The sequence below is a fragment of the Edaphobacillus lindanitolerans genome, from assembly GCF_900156305.1.
GTDB classification, from domain to species: Bacteria; Bacillota; Bacilli; order Bacillales_A; family Planococcaceae; genus Bhargavaea; species Bhargavaea lindanitolerans.
In genome coordinates this window covers 346,599-369,247 of the sequence record NZ_FTPL01000001.1, presented here as the reverse complement: position 1 = coordinate 369,247, position 22,649 = coordinate 346,599, and the positions used below count along the sequence as shown (strand labels likewise).

Sequence of the window (22,649 nt, the reverse complement as noted above, 5' to 3'; positions counted from 1 at the left end):
AAGCCGAAGACCGGAAAGGAAGGAGGCGGGGGCATGGGATTCGGCTCACCCGGCATGATCTGGACGGCGGTCATACCGGCCGCTGTGCTGCTGTATTATTTTCTGTCAAAACGCTATGAAGAGCGGACGGTTCCAAGCACGATGCTCTGGGAAGAAAGCTTCCGCCACACAGAGGCCACCCCGATGCTGCGCCATCTGCGGCGGAATGCCCTGTTTTATCTCCAGATGGCGGCTCTGCTCCTCCTCGTCTTCCTGCTGCTCGGCCCGCGGTTCCCAAAAGCATCCGAACAGACCGGCGAAGTCCTATTGATCATCGACTCGTCCGCCTCGATGATGTCCGAAGACCGGGGAGAACCCGTGTTTGAGCATCATCGGAAAGCGATGGAGGAGCTCGTCCGCGAATCAGGTGACAGCCGGTTCACGGTCATCCTTGCCGGAGAGAGCCCCGAAATCCTGTTGCGCAGGGCGGAAGACAAAAAGGAAGTGCTCGAAGTGGTCGGGAACCTGAAGATCTCATATGCACCCGAGCATATGGAGAGCACGCTGGCATTCGCAGTCTCGGCGACCGAAGGGGAGCCTGCGAATGTCCACGTGTTCACCGACGGGCTGGACAGGGGCGGATTGCCCTCGGCACCCGGGATTTCCTGGCATGTGCATGCAGCCTCACAGGAGCCGGCCAATGTATCGGTGGATGCGTTCGGCGTGGCACGGACGTCGGCAATCGTCAGGCTGTCCAATGAATCTGACGACGAAAAGCAGGTCGTGCTTCATCTGAGGGATGAGAAGGGGGAACGTGCCGGCAAGCCGGTGAACAGGACAATCGGCGCCGGAAGCACGGAGAATATCCGGATCGACGGCCTTCCGGATGCAGCGGCATTTTCCCTGCTGCTGGAGACGGACGACGGCTACAAGCCGGATAACGAGGCTTTCACGGCATCCGGCGGGCGTCCGCTCCCGGTCTATGCAGACGCAAGGCTCCACGAGCTTCTGCTCAAAGGGCTCAGGGCGTCCGGCTTCGAGATATTTGCTTTTTCACCGGATGAGGCAGGCTCCATTCCTGAAGAAGCGGTCGTCTTCACGCCGGACGAAAAGCTGTTCCTGCAACGCGGTGACCGGACGGTCCTGTTCGGACGAGAAAGCGGAGAGCCGGCCGATGTGCAGCTCACCGTTTCATCGGCGTCCGATCCGCTGTTTTCCTTCGCATCACCCGAAGGGGTTTATGTGTCCGGTCTTTATCCTCCGTTTGACGGATTCACGACAGCCGCCGAAGCAGGGGGCCGTCCATTCGTCCAGCGTTCCGCCGACGGAGGGATCGCCGTGCTTGCCGATCCCGGCATGACCGACTGGGCGCTCCGCCCGTCCTTCCCGCTTTTCCTGTGGAGTGCGGTCAACCGGTATTCAGCGGAAACGGGGGGCCTCGGCTCATTCCTTCCGGGTGAAGGAAGGCCGGTGCCCGCCCCGGAGGAAGGGGACGTCTGGGAAGTGTTTACGGCGGCCGGGGAATATGTGAAAGAGACCGGGACCGGAAGTGGGTTTCAGGCGCCGGAAAAACCGGGTCTCTATGTGCTGAGGTCGGGCGATGAGGAAAGGTATATGGCGGTGGTCCTCCCTGACTCAGAGAAGCATCCGGCCTCAGGGCCCTCATTCTCCTTGGGAAGCACGGGCGAGGAAAAAGAGGACGGGGGACGCGGGGCCGAAAGGGAAAAAGCCTCAGCGGCATTGCCGTTCATCCTGCTGGTCCTCGGATTGATCGTGGCGGAATGGGAGGTGCAGCGAAGACGTGGACTTTCGTATTGAACAGCCGTTCTGGCTGCTGCTTGCCATACCCGCCGCGGTTTACTTCGCATGGACCTACCGGCGGAGTGCCAAAGGTCCGCGGCACAGTGCCCGTGTGCTGCTCCTTCTGAGGACACTGGCCGCTTTCTGTCTGATCGTCTCCGCGGCTTCCCCGTTCCTTCTCCTCAGAAGCGACGAACAGAAAATCTTCTTCCTGGCAGACCGTTCCGCGTCCATGTCCGGTTCGGAGGAGGACGTGGACGCGTGGCTGCCGGAAGCTTCAGATGGCCGGACGCCGAATTCGGGAATCCGGGTCCTGTCCTTTGCTGGGTCCGTCCGGGAAGGGCGGGATGACGGGGGGCTTAAAAACGAGCGGTCGTCCGGGGGGACCGGGGAGACGAATCTGGAGCAGGCGATCCGGCACGCAGCGGCGGCCGCAGCAGGAGATCCGGCAAGGATCGTCCTTCTGTCGGACGGGAGACAAACGAGGGGCGATGCACTCGGATATGTCCGCTCCTCGTTGCCCCCGGGCATTACCATTGATGCGGCCGTGCTGTCCGGCCGGAAAAAAGAAGATGCCTCGCTGACTTCGCTGGAAGTTCCGTCATCAGGCCGGGCAGGGGAAGCGATGGAGCTGACCGTGACGGTCGATTCGACTTTCGCTACGACAGGCCGGCTGCTCCTGTTCAAAGATGACAGGCCTGCGGGGGAACGGAACATCACGCTGGCCGCGGGGGAGAACCGCTTTACGTTCACTGAGGTCCAGCCGGATGAAGGGTCCATCAAATATGAGGTGCAGATCATTGCAGAGGGGGACGGCGTCCCTGAGAACAACCGGATGACCGCCGTCACGGAAATCGAAGGTCCGCCCCGCTTCCTGGTCGTCGGCCAGGACGGAGCCGAGAGCCCGGCCGGCAAGTGGATTGGGGGCGGGGGTGTCCAGGTGGACCGGATCGGTGCCGGACAGCTTCCGAATGAACTTTCTTCTTATCTGGCCTATGACGGGATCGTCTTTGACAATGTGCCCGGGCACCTCGTCGGCGAAAAGCGGATGGGGTTGATCAATCAGGCGGTGAAGACGTTCGGCACGGGATTCATGATGATCGGAGGGGAAGAGAGCTTCGGCCTCGGCGGCTATTTTGAAACGCCGATCGAGGAGCTGCTTCCGGTCAGCATGGATGTGACGGGTAAGCATGTCATCCCGTCGCTTGGCCTCATGATCGTACTCGACCGTTCCGGCAGCATGACCGGCAGCAAGCTCGAGATGGCCAAAGAGGCCGCCTCCAGGTCCGTCGCACTCCTTCGGGAAGAGGATGTGCTCGGCTTCATTGCATTTGACGATCAGCCAATCGAGGTGATCGGGACAGAGCTGGTCGGCGACACGAAGGATGCATTGGAGAAGATCTATTCGATTGCGCCGGGCGGGGGGACGGACATCTTTCCCGCCGTGCAGCTGGCGGTTGAGCGGCTGGCGGATCAGGACGTCCAGCGCAAGCACATCATCCTGCTCACCGACGGGATGTCTTCGGCAGCCGGGGACTACGGCGGTGTGCTGAAAGAGGCGGAAGCGTCCGGCATCACGATGTCCACCGTTGCAATCGGCTCGGATGCAGACCGGATCCTGCTCGAACAGCTGGCTGGCCTTGGAGCAGGCCGGTTCTATGATGTCCGAAGTGCCGACACGGTGCCGGCCATCCTGTCGAGGGAGACGGCGATGCTGTCCCGGACGTATATCGTGGATGAGCCTTTCCGCCCGGCTGTCCGGGAAGCCGAGGGCTGGCGGATCCTTACGGGGGAGCTGCCGACGATGAATGCATATATTGCCACGACTGTGAAACCTGCCGCGGATGTCATCATGGAGAGCCCTGAAGGGGATCCCGTGCTGGCCGAGTGGCGGTACGGCCTCGGCCGGTCCATCGCCTACACCCCGGACTCAGGCGGATGGAGCGGAGGCTTTACGTCATGGGAAGGGTGGCCCGGCTTCTGGAAAGCCGCGGCTGCCCGGATGCTGCCGTCATTCCGGGAGGAGCCGTTCGAGGTGAGGAGAAATGCCGACGGGTCTTACAGGGTGACCGGCACCGGTGCCTCCTCATTCATTGATGCGGCAGTCATCGATGAGGACGGGCGGGAACTGGAAGCCTCTGTCGATCCGACCGGTCCGGGAAGTGCCACTGTCCGATTCGACGCGCAGCCGGGTCTTGTGTTTTTCAGGATTTCCGGTGACGGGGAAACCTACTCGAAAATCGGCCTGACCGTCCCGTACGGTGATGAATACAGGCCGGGCGCGCCTGACGGAGAACTGCTGGCCGCATTGGCCGCCGCGTCGGGCGGAAAGGTGCTGGACAATCCGGCCGACGCCCTGAGGACGCCCGGGCAAGTGCAGCTTGAGATGAAGCCGGTCCGGAATTGGTTCCTGCTGCTGTCCATGCTGCTGTTCTTCGCCGACATCACGCTCCGCCGTTTCGGAGTCCCGGCGGATGCCATAAAACTCCGGAGGAGAGGCGCCGAACCGGGCGAGGGTCGCGGGAAGGAAACGTCACACGTAGAGAAGCTGCTCGATGCAAAGCGGAAAAATAAATGAATGATAAAGCCGGACAGTCATCAGCATCACGCTGACGGCTGTCCGGCTTTATAGTTTGTTCGATGAGGTTCAAAACGAAATCCTCAGCCTGCGGGCTGGACTTTATGGCTTTGGAGGCGGTGGAGCAGCTCCCGGTTTCGCGATGACCACACGGCGGAGATTGTGAGGCAGCCGGACAGGATGAGCATTCCGGCCACGTATGGATAGGCCATGTTCACATCGAAAAGGGTGCCGGCAAGAGCCGGTCCGACCATGTTGCCGAGGCTCATATAGGCGTTCATGAGTCCTGCAGCAAATCCCTGGCCGTCTCCGGCCATTTTGGAAATGAGCGTGTTGATGGCCGGCCGTAGAAGGGAAGTAGCCGTGAAAAAGAACGTGGCGACAAGAAGGATCGTCCAAAACGTATGGACGAACAGGATCCCGATCATGGAGATTGCCGCCACTGCAAGGTTGACCAGAATCACCTGCATCTCACCAAAACGCTTGAAGAGAGGGTCGACGACGAATGTCTGGACGATGACGCCGATGAATCCGCCCACCGTGAGGAGGACGGCGATGTCAGAAGGCGTGTAATTGTATTTTTTGTCGACATAGAACGAAATCGTTGACTGGAAATTGGCCAGGCCGAACGAGAATACGAGCATGATGATCAGCAGGACAAAGTAGGGCATCGACGCCGACCGCCTGAGCTGCATGATGACATTCTCGCGGGGCATCCCTTCCTTTTTCTCTTCCTTCTCCATTTCTTTTACCGGCTGCTTGGCGGCATGGGGGTCCGGCAGGATGAACGCCGATGACACTGCCGCAATGATCGCCGCCCCGAATGCCACAAAGAACGGGAACTGGATGCTCACGTTCGCAAGGAACCCGCCGATCGACGGCCCGATCATGAAGCCGAGTGACATCGATGCACCGAGCCAGCCCATTCCCTTGCCGCGCTCTTCAAATGTTGTAATGTCCGCGACAAATGCCATCATCGGGGGCACCAGGAACGCCGAGCCGAATCCGCTCAGGAACCGGGCGGCGAATAAAACCCAGAGGTGATCGGCAAGGCCAAAGATCAGTTGGGAAACACCGAAAACGACGAGCCCGAAGATGATCAGCTTTTTCCGGCCATATTTGTCCGACAGGTTTCCGGACAGGGGGGAGAAGAGGAACTGGGCGAAGGCAAACGTGGCAATGAGGAAACCGAACACCTGGCCGGCCGCCCCGAATGTATCCAGAAAACCGGGCATGATCGGGATGATGAGCCCGATTCCCGACATGGCAATGAACATGTTGAACATGAGAATGTAAAGGGCAAAGCGGTTGCTCTTTACGGCCATGCCGCATCAACTCCTTTTTCTTTCGTGGGTCTAATCATTTTACCATACAGAAACCCGCCCAACGCTGATTCGAACAAAATATTTCTGGACGGAACCCGGAATCCGCTGGAATCATGGCCCGCGACACGTCCCGGTCGGCTCTTTGTGCGCGGCCTTCACCGGATCCGATGCAAAAACGGCAGGAGCGAGGGCTCCTGCCGTTTTTCAGTTCATTTCCATTTTGAATTTCAGGAAGCGTTCGTTGTAGTCCCCGAGCATTTCCGGGCCGAGATTCCGGTATACTTCCAGATGGTCACGGATTTCCTCGTCCGGATAATAGCGCTCGTCGTCGACAAGCTCCGGATCCATCAGATCGAGCGCATCCTTGTTAGGCGTGGAATAGCCGACCCAGTCCGCATTCTGTGCAGCGACTTCCGGGTCGAGCATGAAGTTGATGAACTTATGGGCACCGTCGACGTTTGCAGCCGTTTTCGGAATGACCATGTTATCGAACCAGAGGTTGGACCCCTCTTCCGGCACCGCATAGTCCAGTTCTTCATTGACGGACATCATGTCCGCCGCCTGGCCCGACCAGGTGAGGGCGATGGCTGCCTCTTTGCGCTGCATCATCTCGACGATCTCATCCCCGATGATCGCCTTGACGTTCGGGGCGAGCGTCGCGAGCTTTTCCGAGGCCTCATCGAGCTCCTTCTCATCTGTGGAGTTCAGTGAGTAGCCGAGGGAGTTCAGGCCCATCCCGATCACTTCCCGGGCGCTGTCGACCAGAATCACCTTCTGGCGGAGTGCCGGATCCCAGAGATCTTCCCAGCTGCTGAAGTCATAGTCGCCGTCAAGCAGTTCGGGATTAAAGGCGATTCCGACCGTTCCCCAGAAATACGGGATGGAAAACTCGTTCCCCGGGTCGAACGGAAGATCGAGGAAATACGGGTCGATGTGCTTCAGGTTCGGGATCTTCGAATGGTCCAGCGGAATGAGAAGGTCATTCTCTTTCATCTTCTCAATCATATATTCGGACGGGATGGCGATATCATAGGACGTGCCGCCCTGCTGGATCTTCGTCATCATCGCCTCGTTCGAGTCGAATGTCTCATAGACGACGCGGATGCCGGTCTCTTTCGTGAATTCCTTCAGCAGGTCCGGATCGAGATATTCTCCCCAGTTGTAGACGGTGATCGTATCGGCGCCCGCCTTGCCGGCGGATTTCCCGAGCTCGGCATTCGCCCACATGAGCAGTGCCGAAACGATGAGGACGGCCAGTGCCGCCCGGATGAGGTCTTTCATCTCTTCACCCCCGTGAACAAGGTCTTGCTGCGGCGGTTCAATGCATAGTAGCCGAGCACCAGGCCGACGGTGACGATGAACAGCAGGCCGGAAAGGGCATTGATGGTCAGCGTGATGCCGGCGCGGGCCATCGAATAGATTTCGACGGACAGGGTGCTGAAGCCGTTGCCGGTGACGAAGAACGTCACCGCGAAATCATCAAGAGAATAAGTGAGTGCCAGGAAAAAACCTGCAAAGATGCCGGGTTTAATGTACGGGATGATGACGCGGGTGAGCACGTCTTTTCCCGAAGCCCCAAGGTCCCGGGCCGCATCGATGAGGGAGTTGCTCATCTCAAGCAGCTTCGGCAGCACCATGAGGACGACGATCGGAACGCTGAACGCGACGTGCGAAACGAGGACCGACGTAAAGCCCAGCTTGACCCCGAGCGCCGTGAACAGGATGAGGAACGAGGCCCCGATGATGACATCCGGGCTGACGATCAGGACATTGTTGAGGGAAAGCAGCGTGCTCCGTAGTTTCCGGTTCTTCATATAGACGATGGCCAGGGCGCCGAGCACTCCGATTGTCGTCGCGAGCAGCGAAGACAGGAGGGCGACGATGACCGTGTTGAAGACGATCATGATGAGCCGGGTGTCCTCGAATACCGCCGCGTAATGTTCCCAGGTGAACGATTCGAATGAAGTCATCGTCCCGCCCGAGTTGAACGAATAAAAAATCAGGAAGAAGATCGGGGCGTACAGGATCAGGAATACGAGCCCGAGAAACAGCTTTTGTCCCTTACCGGTTCCTGCCATTGCCGGTTCCCCCTTTCTCTCTCTGCTCGGTGAAGAGCATGATGATGAACATGAACAGGATGAGGAAAACGGCGATCGTCGAACCCATCCCCCAGTTTTGCGTGACGAGGAACTGCTGCTCGATCGCGGTGCCCAGCGTGATGACCTTGTTTCCCGCGATGAGGCGGGTGATCATGAAGAGTGAAAGCGCCGGGATGAAGGTGACCTGGATCCCGGATTTCACGCCGTTCATTGTCAGCGGAAGGATCACCCGGCGGAATGTGGTCCACGAATTGGCGCCGAGATCACGGGAAGCATCGATCAAAGCCGGGTTCAGTCGGTCGATGGCGTTGAAGATCGGCAGGATCATGAACGGGATGAAAATATACACCGAGACGAAAATGAAGCTGAAGTCCGTGAACAGAATCTGCTTGTTGCCGATGCCGATCGCTGCGAACAGGGCGTTGATCGGTCCGTACTGGCCGAAAATGCCGATGAACGCATACGTCTTGAGCAACAGGTTGATCCATGAAGGGATGATGATGAGCAGCAGCCAAAGCTGCTTATGCTTCGTCTTCGTCAGATAATAGGCCGTCGGATAGGCGATCAGGAGCGAGAAAAGCGTGATCAGGAACGCATACCAGAACGAACTCAGCGTCAGGCGCAGATAGATCGATGAAAAGAAGTTCCGGTAATTGCCGAACGTGAAGCTGCCGTGCAGGTCGAACAGAGAGTAATAGCCGACGAGTGCAATCGGCGCGACGACGAACAGCAGGATCCAGGCGCCGTACGGAATGAGATAGAGCGCGCGGGCCGACTTACTCTGCATGGCCGGTCACCTCGTAGGACTCGAGCCTCCGGTCGAAATCTTCCTCGGACTCATTCAGCCTCATGACGTGGATCGCTTCCGGGTCAAAGTCCAGGCCGATCTCATCCCCGACCTGTGCTTTTTTCGTGGAATGGACGAGCCATTCATTGCCGTCCTTATCGTACGTCGAGAGCTCGTAATGGACACCGCGGAAAAGCTGCGTGTCGACCGTAACGACGAGCTTGCCTTTCTCCGGGGAAGTGATCTCAAGGTCTTCCGGCCGGATGACGACCTCGATTTTTTCATTCGGATCGAGGCCGGCATCCACGCATTCAAACTCCTTGCCCGCAAAGAGGACGAGCTGGTCGCGGATCATGACGCCGTCCACGATGTTGGATTCGCCGATGAAGTCTGCGACGAACCGGCTGATCGGCTCATCGTAGATGTCGATCGGCGTCCCGGACTGGATAATCTGCCCCGCGTTCATGACGAAGATTTCGTCCGACATCGCGAGCGCCTCTTCCTGGTCATGCGTGACGAAGATGAACGTCTTGCCCAGCCGCTGCTGGAGCTCGCGGAGTTCATACTGCATCTCGGTGCGGAGCTTCAGGTCGAGCGCGGAAAGCGGTTCGTCGAGCAGGATCACTTCAGGGTCGTTGACGATCGCCCGTGCGATGGCCACGCGCTGACGCTGTCCGCCCGACATTTCGGAGATCTCGCGCCCGCCGTATCCTTCGAGGTTGACGAACCGCAGCGCCTCTTCGACCCTTCTTTTCACTTCCGGGCCCTTCACTTTTTTGATCCGGAGGCCGAAAGCGACATTTTCAAACACATTCAGATGGGGGAAGAGGGCATAGTCTTGAAAGACGGTGTTCACCTGGCGTTCGTTCGGGGGAACGTCATTGATGTTCTTTCCGTCGAATAAAATCTGTCCCGCCGTCGGCTCGATGAATCCGGCGATCAGCCGGAGGATCGTCGTCTTGCCGCACCCGGACGGGCCGAGCAGGGTGTAAAATTTGCCGCGTTCCATTTCAAAGCTGATGTCGTCCAGGATGGTCGCATCGTCTCCGTATCGTTTGCTGACGCCGTCGAAGCGGATGATGGGCTGTTTAGTCAATTTCAAACCTCCAGTTTCATTTATAGATAGGATTCAGTCGCCACGAGAAGGCATTCCGCCTCTGTGTCTCCGGCATTGAATACCCGGTGGACGTCCGATGCTTCGTAGTACACCGCGTCGCCCTCACCGGCATCGAACATGTCTTTTCCGAGTTCGATCCGGATCTTCCCCTTGAGTACGTAGATGAACGTCTCGGACAGGGACGGCTCAAATTCCTTGAATTTCCCGCCCGCCTCGAATGTGAGGAGGACCGGTTCCATCAGATTTTCATTGGACTCGGAAACGAGCCAACGGACGGTGAACCCCCGATCCGGGTCGGTGTTCAGTGTATGTTCTTCCTTGCTGAACACAACCTTTCGGCTGTCCCCGCTATCGTCGAAGAACTCCTTCGGTGAAGAGCCGAGCACTTCCAGAAGGGAGAAGAGTGTTTCGATCGACGGAGAAGTGAGATCCCGTTCAAGCTGGGAAATATAACCTTTGCTCAAGTCCGTGCGCTCGCCGAGCTCTTCCTGCGTGAGCCCCTTTTTAAGCCGGAGCCGTTTGATCTTTTTTCCGATTTGCATCGGGATGCCTCCCGTATAGTTTACTATTATCAAACTAAAAGTTTAATAAAACACGTCTTATTATACAAAAACGGAGGAGGTTTGCAAACAAAAAACGGCCCGAAATGAGGCCGCTTTTGTCAAAGATCCATATCGTCCCACCTCATCCGGAGCTTACGCCAAAGCGTGCGGCCGAGCGTAGTGATGAATAGGTAGATCGACATGCTGATGCCGATGACGGCCGTCAGCAGGGAGATCCATTCGAAAAACCCGTATGATTCAATTTCTTTCCAGCTGATATCATCTTTCCAATCGTCGATTACGAGGTTCATCCCGTAGATTCCCGAGATCACCGTGAACACGGTGAGGAAGAAGAGGAGCAGGTTCATCCGGGAAGTCGCTGAGTTTTCCTGTACACGGTAAAGCTCGTCGAGCGTGTCCTTGACTTCCCGGTAGAGCACTTCGATGTTGAACGCTTCACGGAACTTCTTTCCGAGCTCCCGTCCTTCCTGGCGTGCGCTGATATGTTCGAAGTAGTACCAGGAGGAGAAGATCGTGATGAGCTGGATGAGCCGCTTCAAATATTCTTCGTCTTTGTCCCATTTCAGCCGGCTGTACTCGAAGGACACCCGCAGCAGCATGATCCGGTAAAAATAGTGGATAAGGAAGTTGTAATAATGGGTGCTCATGAAGTGGGCGAGCGGCCGTTCCATCTCTTCGCGCGGTTTGGTCGAAACGGCGGCGAATGAATAGTCCGTCGTCAGCAGGTAATAACCCGGTGCCCAGCGATCATGAAGATATTTGTCCAGATACTCCTCCACGTAGCGGCCGTTTGTCGTGGAAATAAACCGTTTCCCCTTCGAGTCCAGGCCGTCCACCCGGCCGACCCTGAACAGCTGTTCGTCCGCAACATCGGCGTCCGGCTCGGTAAAGTAAAACGCATGGACGTACATCCGCTCATCCTCGAAGTAGGGCAGGCTGCCGAAATAGCCCGTCAGCCGCTCGTCGTGGATCACGTACGGCTTGATCGCGACAGCCTGGCGCCCCAGCAGGAAGTCGTGGATGTTCTCGTAGCCCTTGCCGTCCGGACAGCGGATGGCCGTCCCTTTTTCCTCCTTGAGCTTGTTCTCCGCAGCCCGGAAGTGTTGATTAAAGTCCAGGACGGAAGAAAGGGGAAGCGGACCGGTCAGGAGCTCCACGCGCGTCGTCATAAAGGCGATGCCGAACGGAGCAAGGACGATGTCGACACTGATGATCCTGAATGGATACGACCGGTCCTTCACCTCCAGGACGAACTCCTCGCCGACCGGTTTTGAAAAGCGCTTGAATCCGTAATCGTGCGCCGATTCGGGGAACAGCTTCTGCTCCACATAAGGCAGGAAATACTGGTCAAGCTCCTCCCGCATGACTTTCACGCCTTCGGGATAGATCCCTGACATGGAGTCTCGATCATCGAGCGAGAAGAATCGGTATCCGTCCCGCTCGAGCGAGGCGGTCACACGGGACAGATTTTTTTTCTGATAGGCAAATGGAAGGACAAACGCCAGATGGGCTTCCACCACCGTAAAATCATCCGGTTCGTCGATCGGTTTCATAAATTCACCGCGATTCATTGTTGTTTTGTTCGAATGTGGTACACTAATGGAAAAAGGAGGGGCGGCCATTGGAACGCAAAAATAACTTCTTCCTCGATCCCGGCGGCAGAAAAGGCAGGAGCAACGTCTCCCCGGTCGTCGAAGGGATTTTCCTGATGACAAAAGACCGGATCATCCCTTACGAGGAGCTCGATGATTACTGCGAAGTCTGCCTGGAACCTCTGTCCTATGATGCGACCTACGATGCGGCCTATTGTGCCGAGTGCAATGAGTGGCGCGAAGACGCATGCAATGATCCATCTTGCCAGTTCTGTTCCGCCCGTCCGAAAAGGCCCGTGAACCGGGGCTGAGTCATCTATTGAGCATTTTCCCTTCAGGCGTGCCGGTAAACACCTGGCATGGCAGGGAAGACACTTCTGACAGACGGGGGACCGGCAAATGAAAAAAGAATTCGTTGTCATCGGCCTCGGCCGTTTCGGAGGCAGCATTGTCCGTGAACTGATCCATCAGGGGGCGGATGTGCTGGCCATAGACCGTGATCCCGAACGGGTCGATGAATATGCAGCGATCGCCACGCAGGCGGTCGCCGCCGACACGACAGACGAGCAGGCGCTTGTCTCGCTCGGCATCCGGAATTTCGAGCATGTCATCGTCGCCATCGGCGAACATATCCAGTCGAGCATCCTGACGACGCTCATCCTGAAGGAGCTCGGTGTCGAGAAGATCACAGTCAAGGCACAAAACGATTATCATGCGAAAGTCCTGCAGAAGATCGGTGCCGACCAGGTCGTCCACCCCGAACGGGACATGGGGATCCGGATCGCCAATAATATGATGTCCAATAACATCCTCGATTATCTGGAATTATCCGACGAGCACTCGATCATGGAGATCAAGGCGAATGAGATACTGGCCGGGCACACCATCCTGGATCTGGATATCCGGGCGAGATACGGCATCAACATTGTGGCGATCAAGCGGGATGCGGAAGTCATCGTCTCCCCGATGGCCGACGAAGAGATCCGGCTGGGGGATATCCTGATCATCATCGGATCCGACGGGGACATCCTGAGATTTGAAAAGAAAGCACTCCACTAATCGAACAAGCCAGGCCGCATGCAGTCCGCATGCGGCTTTTTCATATACCCTGAATGGACCGGCTTCCGTCGAACCTAGAGAAAAAAGCCGCATCCCCGGGAGGATGCGGCCTGGCTTCATATTCAGACTTCCATGACGACCGGCAGGATCATCGGCCGGCGCTTTGTCTTGTCGAACAGGTATGGGCCGAGGATGTCCGTGATCTGGCTCTTCAGGGCATCCGGATCCGGTTCCTTCGACGACCCGACAGACTGGCGGAGCCGGCGGTTCAGCATCGACTGTGCCTCGTTGATCATGGCGCCGGATTCCCGCATGTAGACGAAGCCGCGGGAAATGAGGTCCGGCCCCGAGACAATCTTGCCCTTGGCCTTGTTCAGCGTCACGACGACGATGACAAGACCGTCCTCCGAAAGCACACGGCGGTCGCGCAGGACGACGTTGCCGATATCACCGATTCCGCTGCCGTCGATATAGACATCGCCGGACGGGACCCGGCCGGCAAGGCGTGCTTCATCGGAACCGAGCGCAAGCACGTCGCCGTTTTCCATGATGAAGACGTTTTCTTCGGGGACGTCGCATTGGACTGCAAGGGATTTGTGCATCTTCAGCATCCGGTACTCACCGTGGATCGGCATGAAGAATTTCGGCTTGATGAGGCGGAGCATGAGTTTCTGTTCCTGTTGGGATCCGTGTCCGGACGTATGGATGTTGTTGAGAGAACCGTGGATGACTTCCGCACCTGCACGGAACAGCAGATTGATCGTCCGGTTGACGCTCGCGATGTTGCCCGGGATCGGGGAAGAAGAAAAGATCACGGTATCGCCCGGCTGGATCTGGATCTGACGGTGGGTTCCGTTTGCAATCCGGGAAAGCGCAGCCATCGGCTCGCCCTGGCTGCCCGTGCACAGGATCATGACTTCATTCGCCGGCAGGCGATTGAGGGTCTGGGTATCGACGAACATTTCCTTCGGCGCATCGATATAGCCGAGTTCCCGGCCGATCGTGATGGCGTTGTCCATGCTCCGTCCGAACACGGCGATCTTCCGTCCGTGTGCGATGGCGGCGGTCACCGCCTGCTGGAGCCGGTAGATGTTCGATGCAAAAGTGGCGAAGATGATTCGGCCATCCACTTTGCGGAAGATCTCGTCGATGCTTTCGCCGACTTTCTTTTCGGACATCGTGAAATCCGGCACTTCCGCATTGGTGCTGTCGGACAGGAGGCAAAGGACGCCCTCCTCGCCGATCTGGGCCATCTTGGCCAGGTTGGCCGGCTCTCCGACAGGCGTGAAGTCAAACTTGAAATCTCCAGTATGGACGATGTTGCCCGGAGGTGTCTTCACAACGATGCCGAACGCGTCCGGGATGCTGTGGGTCGTCCGGAAGAAGCTGACCGACGTCTTGCGGAATTTAATGACATCTTCTTCTTTGATCTCGATGAGCTTCGTCCGGCGCAGCAGGCCGTGTTCTTCAAGTTTGTTGCGCAGGAGGCCGAGCGCAAGCTTGCCGCCGTACACGGGGATGTTCACTTTTTTCAGAAGGTAGGGGATCCCGCCGATGTGATCCTCGTGGCCGTGTGTGATGAACAGCCCTTTGATCTTGTCGGCGTTCCGCTCGATGTACGTGTAGTCCGGAATGACGTAGTCAATTCCGAGGAGATCATCTTCGGGGAACATGATTCCCGCGTCAATCAGGATGATTTCGTCCTGGAACTGGACTCCGTACGTGTTCTTGCCGATTTCGCCCAGTCCGCCGAGCGCGAAAACGGCTGTCTGATCATTTTTAACCGACTTCATCCGGCTCACACCTGCTCGATTTGGAAGTTTTCGGACTTCTTCTCATACTCGAGATGCCCGTCTTCCAGCAGTTGGATGTATTCGATGTTGATGCCGCGTTCCTTCAGACCCGCGCGGACCTGGCGTTCGCTTTCCGCCTCGACATACATGGATTTTGTGTTTTCGCGGACCGGTACTTCATGCATGTTTTCTTGGTAAAATACTTTGTAGATCATCTTCTGCTCTCCTTTATCACGTTCAAATACTTGCCATATCCTCTATAATAGCATGCAGGTCCCCTGAAATAAAGAAAAGCCCCCGGGATGAGCGGGGGCGAGTCATCATGCAATGGACTTTTTGCCGAGGATGCCATTGAGCCGTTCCAACCATCTGCGCTTCAGGCGTTTAAGCATGGCAATCACTCCTTGTCCTCATTATATGCAAGATCGAATGTTCTGTCAAGTAGTTTTTTATATTTAAAAGGAGGAGATCCGCATGGGTAAAATTTTATTCTTCGATATTGATGGAACGCTCTACGACCACGAAAAAAGGCTGCCGGCCTCGGCAAAAAAGGCGATTTTAGCGGCCCGGGAAAATGGGCATCTGATCGCGATTGCAACCGGGAGGGCCCCGTTCATGGTACAGCCGGTGTTGGAGGCGCTCGGGATTGATACATATGTCTGCTTCAACGGACAGTATGTCGTGCACCGGGGCGAGAGGGTGCACAGCGGCGTCCATTCGCCGGAACTGCTCAGCCGGGTGAAGGAGATGGCCGACCGGAAGGGGCATCCGCTCGTGTACATGGATGAAAAAGAGATGGTCGCTTCCGGCGAAGGGCACCCGCATGTCCGGGAAAGCCTCGACACGCTGAAGCTCCGCTACCCGAGAGTGGACGAGGATTTTTACAAGAATCATCCGGTGAACCAGGTGCTTCTGTTCTGCGGTGAAGAGGAGGAAGAGGATTACCGGGAAGCGCTGCCCGGAATGGAGTTCGTCCGTTGGCAGCGGATGTGCTGCGATATCCTTCCGTCAGGGGGATCGAAAGCCGCCGGTATGGAGTTCATCCTTGAGCGGGAGGGACTGACAATGGAAGACGCCGTCGCATTCGGGGACGGGCTGAATGACCGGGAGATGCTGAAAGCGGCGGGCATCGGCGTGGCAATGGGCAACGGGCATGAAGAAGTGAAGAAGCTCGCTGACTACGTGGCCGGAGATGTTTCGGAAGACGGGATCGCCCGCATCCTGGATGAACTCGGGCTCGTCTGAAGGCAGAACGAGAAAAGGCAAGAGGCGCGGCAGCGTCCTCTTGCCTTTTAAGTTTATTCGCCGTCCCCGACCGGGCGGGCATCCGGATAATCCCTGAACGGATCGTCGGGATCGATGTGGTCGTAGAACAAGACGCCGTTCAGGTGGTCGAGCTCATGCTGGAATGCGATGGCGGGCAGCCCTTTCAGCCGTCGCTTGATCGGCTCACCGTCGGGGGTGAATCCCTTGACCGTCACTTTTGCGTACCTCGGCACAAAACCGGGCACTTCGCGGTCGACGGAGAGGCATCCCTCGCCGCCGGGAAGAAATGACCTGGCGCCGGAATGGCTGGCGATCTTCGGATTCACGATGACGAAACTGACCGGCTCGCTTCCTTCATCGACGATGTGGATGGCGAACATTCGCTTCGGCAAGGCGATCTGGTTCGCGGCAAGCCCGATACCCGGCCGCAGTCCGTATTTTTCGGACAGCTCGGGGTTCTGGCTGTTTTTCAGAAACTCGAGCATTTGCCGTGCGGTTTCTTTTTCTTCTTCGGTCAGAGGGAATGTCATTTCTTCCGCTCTTTTGCGGAGCGCCGGATGGCCTTCCCTGACAATCTGATCCATCGTAATCATCGTGCAGACTTCCTTTCGTGCATCTTGACTTTACTTCAAGTATATACATGGAAAGGGCATGCGTGAAATAAAAATGCCCCATTTCATTGAAAACACCCGACACTCCTAATATAGTAAAAGTAGAATTGCAGAACGGGAGGATTGAGAGGATGAAACAGAAGATTGCCGTAGCGGCACTTGCTGCTGCACTGCTCCTGTCCGCCTGTTCGTTCGGGTCATCCGCCCAGGACCGGCTGGCCGGGGCGGTGACCGGCATCCAGGACGAGGAAAAGCCGTTCCTGGAGGCGCAGGAAGACATGGCGGGCCTGGAGAAGAAGGAGTTCGACCTGTTCAAATCGATGATGGAACTTTCAAAAGAGGATTCCGAAAAACTTTCCGCGATGGTCAAGGAAGCGGATGAATCCGTCGGCAAGCGGCTTTCCCTGCTGGATCAGGGAGATGAATCCGTCGCCAATGCAGAGAAAAAGCTGTCGGGTCTCGACGATGTGAAGACGGACGACAAAAACGCGGAGAAGGCCGTCGGTGAGCTGAAGGAAGCTATGGAGAGCCGCTATGCCGCACAGAACGACTACTCGTCACTTTACAGGGAAGCGGCGGATCTTCAGAAAAAGCTGTACGGAATGCTGACGGATGAGAAGGCGGATTTCAAAGAGATCCAGGAACAGGCCGATCAGGTGAATGCAAAACATTCGGAGGTCCGCGCTGCGCTGAGTGAATTCAACCAGGCGACGGAGCGGTTGAATGAATTGAAGGCAAAGGCTTTTGACGTCTTGGATGCGAACGACTCAAAATGAACAGAATGACGACGAAGGAACGCTCAGGCGTTCCTTTTTTCTTTTGCCGGAGTGTCCCTGCGCAGATTCCGGCGAACTGGCAGAGATGCCGGAAGCGGGCTCGCTCCGGACAGGCCGTACTGGTTTCCGCGCATGGGCAAAGGGGAAAGAGGAAAGGTGGAGAAGGAATGAATATGAATCGCTGGTACAATTGAAGCTCATGTATTAATACAGTTTGCGATACAGCAGAGGGTGTACTAATACTAAAAGCGCTTTCAAATCGTTGCATTGACCGGACTTTTCCGTTCTTGTATAATTCACAGGTGAGAAGTTGTACTACCTGCATGACCGTTCCTGATAATACAGAAAAGGAGAGTTGCAGACATGGCTGCCAATAAGTCGAACCGATTCGATCCGGAACAGACGCTCCGTGAGATCGAAGACAAATTTGAAATGTTACAGATTCTGAACGAAGAGGGGGAAATCGTCAACAAAGAGATGGACCCCGGCTTGTCGGATGAGGAGCTGACCGAACTCATGACCCGCATGGTCTGGACCCGGATCCTTGACCAGCGCTCGATCTCCCTAAACCGCCAGGGCCGCCTCGGCTTCTACGCACCGACCGCTGGCCAGGAAGCGTCCCAGCTTGCATCGCATTTCGCGCTTGAAAAAGATGATTTCATCCTTCCGGGCTACCGGGACGTGCCGCAGATCATCTGGCACGGCCTGCCGCTTGACCTTGCATTCCTCTGGTCCCGCGGCCATTTCCAGGGAAGCGATATCCCTGACGGTGTGAATATCTTCATGCCGCAGATCATCATCGGTGCCCAATACATCCAGGCAACAGGCGTGGCGCTCGGCATGCAGAAGCGCGGCGCGAAGTCTGTTGCAGTCACATACACGGGAGACGGAGGAACCTCGCAGGGAGATTTCTATGAAGGGATCAACTTTGCCGGGGCCTATAATGTTCCTGCAATTTTCTTCATCCAGAACAACCAGTACGCCATCTCGACTCCGCGCGAGCTGCAGACTTCCGCGAAGACGCTTGCACAGAAGGGCGTGGCTGCCGGAATCCCGAGCGTACTCGTTGACGGCATGGATCCCCTTGCGGTGTACGCAGTGACGAAGCAGGCACGCGAACGCGCGCTCAACGGCGGCGGTCCGACGCTCATCGAGACGATGACCTACCGCTACGGTCCGCATACGATGGCCGGCGATGATCCGACCCGTTACCGTACATCCGACACTGATTCCGAATGGGAAAAGCGGGATCCGCTCATCCGTTTCCGCAAATACTTGGAAGCGAAGGGCCTCTGGAACGAAGAAAAGGAAAACGAAGTAATCGAGCGCGCCAAGGAAGAGATCAAGGCTGCGATCAAAAAGGCGGACGCCGCTCCGAAGCAGAAAGTGAGCGACTTCCTGAAGATCATGTACAAGGGCGAAACGCCGCAAAACATCCAAGAACAACTCGACATTTATACAGAGAAGGAGTCGAAGTAACCGATGGCACAAATGACGATGATCCAGGCCATTACGGATGCCCTCCGTACTGAGCTCAAAAATGATGAGAATGTCCTCGTCTTTGGTGAGGACGTCGGGGTCAACGGCGGCGTCTTCCGCGCCACGGAAGGCCTCCAGAAAGAGTTCGGCGAAGACCGCGTATTCGACACGCCGCTTGCGGAATCGGGGATCGGCGGCCTGACGGTCGGCCTTGCCATGCAAGGGTTCCGTCCGGTTCCGGAAATCCAGTTCTTCGGTTTCGTCTATGAAGTGATGGATTCCATCAGCGGTCAGCTGGCACGGCTGAGCTTCCGTACTGCCGGCCATTTTCATGCACCGGTGACGATCCGTTCACCGTTCGGCGGCGGGGTCGCAACACCTGAAATGCACGCTGACAGCCTGGAAGGGCTCATGGCCCAGCAGCCGGGACTGAAAGTGGTCATCCCGTCCGGACCATACGATGCGAAAGGCCTGCTCATTTCCGCGATCCGCGACGAGGATCCGGTCATCTATCTCGAGCACATGAAACTATACCGTTCGTTCCGTGAAGAAGTGCCTGAAGAAGAGTACACCATTCCGCTCGGAAAGGCCGGCGTAAAGCGTGAAGGCACGGACCTGTCCATCTTCGCATACGGCGCAATGGTCCGCGAAAGCCTGAAAGCGGCGGAAGCGCTCGAGAAGGAAGGCCATTCCGTGGAAGTGGTCGACCTCCGCACCGTCCAGCCGCTGGACATCGACACGATCATCGCTTCAGTCGAAAAGACGAACCGTGCGATCGTCGTCCAGGAAGCCCAGCGCCAGGCGGGTGTGGCGGCAACGGTCGTTGCAGAGATCACGGAGCGCGCCATCCTCAGCCTGGAGGCACCTGTCCTCCGCGTGACGGCGCCGGACACGATCTATCCATATGCGCAAGGCGAAAATACATGGCTGCCGGATGCAAACGACATCGCGGAAACTGCCAAGCAAGTTCTTGAATTTTGATAATGAATAGAAAGGAAGGGTGAGAGGCGTGGCTTATGAATTTCGGTTGCCGGACATCGGTGAAGGGATCCATGAAGGAGAAATCGTAAAGTGGTTCGTCGGAAAGGGAGACACGCTCCAGGAAGACGACACGCTCTGCGAAATCCAGAACGACAAGGCTGTCGTTGAAATTCCGTCTCCAGTCGGCGGTACGGTTCTGGAAGTCCTCGTCCAGGAAGGGGAAGTTGCGGTCGTCGGTGATGTGATCATCCGGATCGACTCCCCGGACCACGAGGACGAAGATTCCGGAACAGAAGAAACTGAATCCCAGGTTCAGTCGACGCTGGAATCCGGACAGGATGTGGAAAAGGACGAGGCGCCGAAAGGCAAGAAGGAAGAAGGCGTCCCTTCCGCTCCGGCCCAGTCCGCCGGGAAAGAAGCGGACGGCCGCCGGGTCATCGCCATGCCGTCCGTGCGCAAATATGCCCGTGAGAACAACGTGGCCATCCAGGAAGTGCAGGGAAGCGGCAAAAACGGCCGTGTCCTGAAAGAAGACATCGATGCGTTCGTGAACGGCGGACAGAAGCAGCAGGCGGAAGCGCCGGCACAGGAAGCACAAACGGCAACCCCTCAACAAGAGGCACAAAAACAGCAGCCGGCTGCTGCGCAGGCCGCACCGGAAGGGGATTTCCCGGAAACCCGGGAGAAGATCTCCCCGATCCGCAAGGCGATCGCGAAGGCGATGGTCAATTCCAAACATACGGCACCCCACGTCACGCACCTGGACGAAGTGGATGTCACGGCACTGGTCGAACACCGCCGCAAGTTCAAGGAAATTGCGGCAGAAGAAGGCATCAAGCTGACCTACCTTCCATATGTCGTCAAGGCGCTCGTTTCCACGCTCCGGAAATATCCGCAGCTTAATGTATCGTATGACGACAACACAGAAGAGGTCATCCAGAAGCATTACTACAACATCGGTATCGCAGCGGACACGGACCGCGGGCTTCTCGTCCCGGTCATCAAGCACGCAGACCGCAAATCGGTGTTTGCCGTGTCTGACGAGATCAACCAGCTGGCCGCAAAGGCCCGCGACGGCAAGCTTGCCCCGAATGAAATGAAGGGCGGCTCCATCTCCATCTCGAATCTCGGTTCGGCAAACGGACAGTGGTTCACTCCGGTCATCAACCATCCGGAAGTGGCGATCCTCGGAATCGGTCGGATTGCGGAGAAACCTGTCGTCAAAAATGGTGAAATCCAGGCCGCTCCTATGTTAGCATTGTCATTGAGCTATGATCACCGGATGATCGACGGCGTCACGGCACAGCAGGCGCTGAACCATATCAAGAAGCTGCTCGCAAATCCGGAACTTTTACTAATGGAGGCGTAAAACAATGGTAGTAGGTGATTTTCCAATTGAAACGGATACGCTCGTCATCGGTTCGGGCCCGGGAGGATATGTAGCGGCCATCCGTGCCGCGCAGATGGGCCAGAAAGTGACGATCGTGGAAAGAGGAAGCCTTGGCGGCGTTTGTCTGAACGTCGGCTGCATCCCGTCGAAAGCCCTCATCTCCGTCGGCCACCGCTTCGTTGAAGCAAAAGGCTCCGACGATATGGGCATCACGACTTCCGAAGCGAAAATCGACTTCTCCAAAGCCCAGGAATTCAAAAACAACGTCGTCAAGAAACTGACCGGCGGTGTCGAAGGCCTCCTGAAAGGCAACAAGGTAGAAATCGTGAAGGGCGAGGCTTATTTTGTCGATGCCCATACGGTACGGGTTATGGATGATAAATCCGCCCAGACTTATAAATTCAACAACGTGATCCTGGCAACCGGATCCCGCCCGGTTGAAATTCCGTCCTTCAAATTCTCCAAGCGGGTCATCGATTCGACCGGTGCGCTTTCCCTCGAAGAGGTGCCGGGCAAGCTGGTCGTCATCGGCGGCGGCTACATCGGCACGGAGCTTGGCTCTGCATATGCCAACCTCGGTTCCGAAGTGACGATCCTCGAAGGCGCGAAAGACATCCTTGCCGGATTCGAAAAGCAAATGACGCAGATCGTCAAAAAAGGCCTCAAGAAAAAAGGCGTTGAAATCGTGACGGGCGCCATGGCAAAAGGCGCCGAAGAAACGGACAACGGCGTAACGGTCACATACGAAGCCGGCGGAGAAGAGAAGAAGATCGAAGCCGATTACGTGCTCGTGACGGTCGGACGCCGTCCGAACACCGATGAAATGGGCCTCGAAGAAGCAGGCGTGAAGATGGGCGAAAGAGGTCTGATCGAAGTCGACCGCCAGGGCCGCACAAGCGTGCCGAGCATCTTCGCCATCGGCGACATCGTTGCAGGTCCACAGCTTGCACACAAGGCTTCCTACGAAGGCAAGATCGCCGCTGAAGCGATTGCCGGCGAAAAAGCCGAAGTCGACTACATGGCAATCCCGGCTGTCTGCTTCACAGATCCGGAACTTGCAGTGGTCGGTCTGAACGAGCAGCAGGCGAAAGACGAAGGCTACGAAGTGACGGCGGGCAAATTCCCGTTCGGCGCAAACGGCCGTGCGCTTGCGCTTGATGCAACCGACGGCTTCGTGAAGCTTGTCGCACGCAAGGAAGACGGTCTCCTTCTCGGAGCACAGATCGTCGGTACCGGCGCATCCGACATGATCGCGGAACTCGGCCTAGCCATCGAGGCAGGGATGACGGTGGAAGACATCGCCATGACGATCCATGCCCACCCGACACTCGGTGAAATCTCGATGGAAGCGGCGGAAGTCGTCCTCGGATCGCCGATCCACATCCTGAAATAATCTCGGTCCATCAAAGGGCTGCCCGAAAGCCGATCCGGCCAGACGGGCAGCCCTTTTTCTT

Annotated in this window: 20 protein-coding genes; 10 read left to right on the top strand and 10 right to left on the bottom strand. The window is 56.9% G+C overall.

All coding sequences use genetic code 11. The features are described from left to right. Window positions 1–33 precede the first annotated feature (33 nt). Together B0B07_RS01760 and B0B07_RS01755 are read left to right on the top strand one after the other, a co-directional pair. The gene (locus B0B07_RS01760; protein ID WP_076756653.1) at window positions 34–1,797 is read left to right on the top strand and encodes a vWA domain-containing protein; all 1,764 of its coding nucleotides are present in this window, start codon (window positions 34–36) and stop codon (window positions 1,795–1,797) included. Then, complete coding sequence (locus B0B07_RS01755) at window positions 1,781–4,357, top strand: VWA domain-containing protein (RefSeq protein ID WP_076756652.1); 2,577 nt, start codon at window positions 1,781–1,783, stop codon at window positions 4,355–4,357. The genes B0B07_RS01760 and B0B07_RS01755 overlap by 17 nt, the downstream gene beginning before the upstream one ends. A gap of 83 nt (window positions 4,358–4,440) precedes the next feature. On the opposite strand, the gene B0B07_RS01750 is transcribed toward B0B07_RS01755, so the two are convergent. From B0B07_RS01750 to B0B07_RS01720, 7 genes are all read right to left on the bottom strand, one after another. Next, entirely contained in the window at window positions 4,441–5,682 is a 1,242-nt protein-coding gene (locus B0B07_RS01750; protein WP_076756651.1) for an MFS transporter, read from the bottom strand. Between the two features lie 204 nt (window positions 5,683–5,886). Continuing rightward, entirely contained in the window at window positions 5,887–6,963 is a 1,077-nt protein-coding gene (locus tag B0B07_RS01745; RefSeq protein ID WP_076756650.1) for an ABC transporter substrate-binding protein, read from the bottom strand. Continuing rightward, window positions 6,960–7,760, bottom strand: coding sequence for an ABC transporter permease (locus B0B07_RS01740; RefSeq protein WP_076756649.1), 801 nt, complete (start codon window positions 7,758–7,760; stop codon window positions 6,960–6,962). Before B0B07_RS01740 ends, B0B07_RS01745 begins: the two co-directional genes overlap by 4 nt. Continuing rightward, window positions 7,744–8,568, bottom strand: a complete 825-nt coding sequence (locus B0B07_RS01735) for an ABC transporter permease (protein ID WP_076756648.1) — start codon at window positions 8,566–8,568, stop codon at window positions 7,744–7,746. Before B0B07_RS01735 ends, B0B07_RS01740 begins: the two co-directional genes overlap by 17 nt. After that, window positions 8,558–9,664 (bottom strand): ABC transporter ATP-binding protein, encoded by a 1,107-nt coding sequence (locus B0B07_RS01730; protein WP_076756647.1) that lies wholly within the window; start codon window positions 9,662–9,664, stop codon window positions 8,558–8,560. Before B0B07_RS01730 ends, B0B07_RS01735 begins: the two co-directional genes overlap by 11 nt. A gap of 20 nt (window positions 9,665–9,684) precedes the next feature. Continuing rightward, on the bottom strand, window positions 9,685–10,227 hold the full coding sequence (locus B0B07_RS01725; protein WP_076756646.1) for a helix-turn-helix domain-containing protein: 543 nt from the start codon (window positions 10,225–10,227) through the stop codon (window positions 9,685–9,687). A 119-nt stretch (window positions 10,228–10,346) separates the two neighbouring features. Next, a complete protein-coding gene (locus tag B0B07_RS01720) occupies window positions 10,347–11,801 on the bottom strand; it encodes a magnesium transporter CorA family protein (protein WP_076757460.1) in 1,455 nt (484 codons plus the stop codon). 68 nt (window positions 11,802–11,869) lie between these two features. On the opposite strand from B0B07_RS01720, the gene B0B07_RS01715 reads away from it, so the two are divergent. Beyond that, the gene (locus tag B0B07_RS01715; RefSeq protein WP_076756645.1) at window positions 11,870–12,151 is read left to right on the top strand and encodes a hypothetical protein; all 282 of its coding nucleotides are present in this window, start codon (window positions 11,870–11,872) and stop codon (window positions 12,149–12,151) included. 88 nt (window positions 12,152–12,239) lie between these two features. Then, window positions 12,240–12,899, top strand: a complete 660-nt coding sequence (locus B0B07_RS01710; protein ID WP_076756644.1) for a potassium channel family protein — start codon at window positions 12,240–12,242, stop codon at window positions 12,897–12,899. A 122-nt stretch (window positions 12,900–13,021) separates the two neighbouring features. Here B0B07_RS01710 and rnjA read toward each other — a convergent pair whose 3' ends face one another. Further along, window positions 13,022–14,692: a ribonuclease J1 gene (gene rnjA / locus B0B07_RS01705; protein ID WP_076756643.1), complete on the bottom strand. Its 1,671-nt coding sequence runs from the start codon at window positions 14,690–14,692 to the stop codon at window positions 13,022–13,024. A gap of 5 nt (window positions 14,693–14,697) precedes the next feature. Continuing rightward, window positions 14,698–14,907: a DNA-dependent RNA polymerase subunit epsilon gene (locus B0B07_RS01700; RefSeq protein ID WP_076756642.1), complete on the bottom strand. Its 210-nt coding sequence runs from the start codon at window positions 14,905–14,907 to the stop codon at window positions 14,698–14,700. A gap of 259 nt (window positions 14,908–15,166) precedes the next feature. Here B0B07_RS01700 and B0B07_RS01695 point away from each other — a divergent pair, with 259 nt between their 5' ends. After that, on the top strand, window positions 15,167–15,937 hold the full coding sequence (locus tag B0B07_RS01695; RefSeq protein ID WP_076756641.1) for a Cof-type HAD-IIB family hydrolase: 771 nt from the start codon (window positions 15,167–15,169) through the stop codon (window positions 15,935–15,937). A 53-nt stretch (window positions 15,938–15,990) separates the two neighbouring features. Here the strand turns inward: B0B07_RS01695 and def are convergent, their stop codons facing one another. Next, on the bottom strand, window positions 15,991–16,551 hold the full coding sequence (gene def / locus B0B07_RS01690) for a peptide deformylase (protein ID WP_076756640.1): 561 nt from the start codon (window positions 16,549–16,551) through the stop codon (window positions 15,991–15,993). 149 nt (window positions 16,552–16,700) lie between these two features. Here def and B0B07_RS01685 point away from each other — a divergent pair, with 149 nt between their 5' ends. From B0B07_RS01685 to lpdA, 5 genes are all read left to right on the top strand, one after another. After that, the gene (locus B0B07_RS01685; protein WP_076756639.1) at window positions 16,701–17,345 is read left to right on the top strand and encodes a YkyA family protein; all 645 of its coding nucleotides are present in this window, start codon (window positions 16,701–16,703) and stop codon (window positions 17,343–17,345) included. A 363-nt stretch (window positions 17,346–17,708) separates the two neighbouring features. Next, window positions 17,709–18,824 (top strand): pyruvate dehydrogenase (acetyl-transferring) E1 component subunit alpha, encoded by a 1,116-nt coding sequence (gene pdhA, locus B0B07_RS01680; protein ID WP_076756638.1) that lies wholly within the window; start codon window positions 17,709–17,711, stop codon window positions 18,822–18,824. A gap of 3 nt (window positions 18,825–18,827) precedes the next feature. After that, entirely contained in the window at window positions 18,828–19,805 is a 978-nt protein-coding gene (locus B0B07_RS01675) for an alpha-ketoacid dehydrogenase subunit beta (protein WP_076756637.1), read from the top strand. Between the two features lie 28 nt (window positions 19,806–19,833). Further along, window positions 19,834–21,174: a dihydrolipoamide acetyltransferase family protein gene (locus B0B07_RS01670; RefSeq protein ID WP_076756636.1), complete on the top strand. Its 1,341-nt coding sequence runs from the start codon at window positions 19,834–19,836 to the stop codon at window positions 21,172–21,174. Window positions 21,175–21,178: 4 nt separating this feature from the next. Further along, window positions 21,179–22,588: a dihydrolipoyl dehydrogenase gene (gene lpdA, locus B0B07_RS01665; RefSeq protein ID WP_076756635.1), complete on the top strand. Its 1,410-nt coding sequence runs from the start codon at window positions 21,179–21,181 to the stop codon at window positions 22,586–22,588. Window positions 22,589–22,649 lie beyond the last annotated feature (61 nt).

Bases quoted from the DNA above. Each gene is read 5' to 3' on its own strand.
- B0B07_RS01760 (WP_076756653.1), top strand. From the start codon at position 34: ATGGGATTCGGCTCACCCGGCATGATCTGGACGGCGGTCATACCGGCC.
- B0B07_RS01750 (WP_076756651.1), bottom strand. From the start codon at position 5,682: ATGGCCGTAAAGAGCAACCGCTTTGCCCTTTACATTCTCATGTTCAAC.
- B0B07_RS01745 (WP_076756650.1), bottom strand. From the start codon at position 6,963: ATGAAAGACCTCATCCGGGCGGCACTGGCCGTCCTCATCGTTTCGGCA.
- B0B07_RS01740 (WP_076756649.1), bottom strand. From the start codon at position 7,760: ATGGCAGGAACCGGTAAGGGACAAAAGCTGTTTCTCGGGCTCGTATTC.
- B0B07_RS01735 (WP_076756648.1), bottom strand. From the start codon at position 8,568: ATGCAGAGTAAGTCGGCCCGCGCGCTCTATCTCATTCCGTACGGCGCC.
- B0B07_RS01725 (WP_076756646.1), bottom strand. From the start codon at position 10,227: ATGCAAATCGGAAAAAAGATCAAACGGCTCCGGCTTAAAAAGGGGCTC.
- B0B07_RS01720 (WP_076757460.1), bottom strand. From the start codon at position 11,801: ATGAAACCGATCGACGAACCGGATGATTTTACGGTGGTGGAAGCCCAT.
- B0B07_RS01710 (WP_076756644.1), top strand. From the start codon at position 12,240: ATGAAAAAAGAATTCGTTGTCATCGGCCTCGGCCGTTTCGGAGGCAGC.
- rnjA (WP_076756643.1), bottom strand. From the start codon at position 14,692: ATGAAGTCGGTTAAAAATGATCAGACAGCCGTTTTCGCGCTCGGCGGA.
- B0B07_RS01700 (WP_076756642.1), bottom strand. From the start codon at position 14,907: ATGATCTACAAAGTATTTTACCAAGAAAACATGCATGAAGTACCGGTC.
- B0B07_RS01695 (WP_076756641.1), top strand. From the start codon at position 15,167: ATGGGTAAAATTTTATTCTTCGATATTGATGGAACGCTCTACGACCAC.
- def (WP_076756640.1), bottom strand. From the start codon at position 16,551: ATGATTACGATGGATCAGATTGTCAGGGAAGGCCATCCGGCGCTCCGC.
- B0B07_RS01685 (WP_076756639.1), top strand. From the start codon at position 16,701: ATGAAACAGAAGATTGCCGTAGCGGCACTTGCTGCTGCACTGCTCCTG.
- pdhA (WP_076756638.1), top strand. From the start codon at position 17,709: ATGGCTGCCAATAAGTCGAACCGATTCGATCCGGAACAGACGCTCCGT.
- B0B07_RS01675 (WP_076756637.1), top strand. From the start codon at position 18,828: ATGGCACAAATGACGATGATCCAGGCCATTACGGATGCCCTCCGTACT.
- lpdA (WP_076756635.1), top strand. From the start codon at position 21,179: ATGGTAGTAGGTGATTTTCCAATTGAAACGGATACGCTCGTCATCGGT.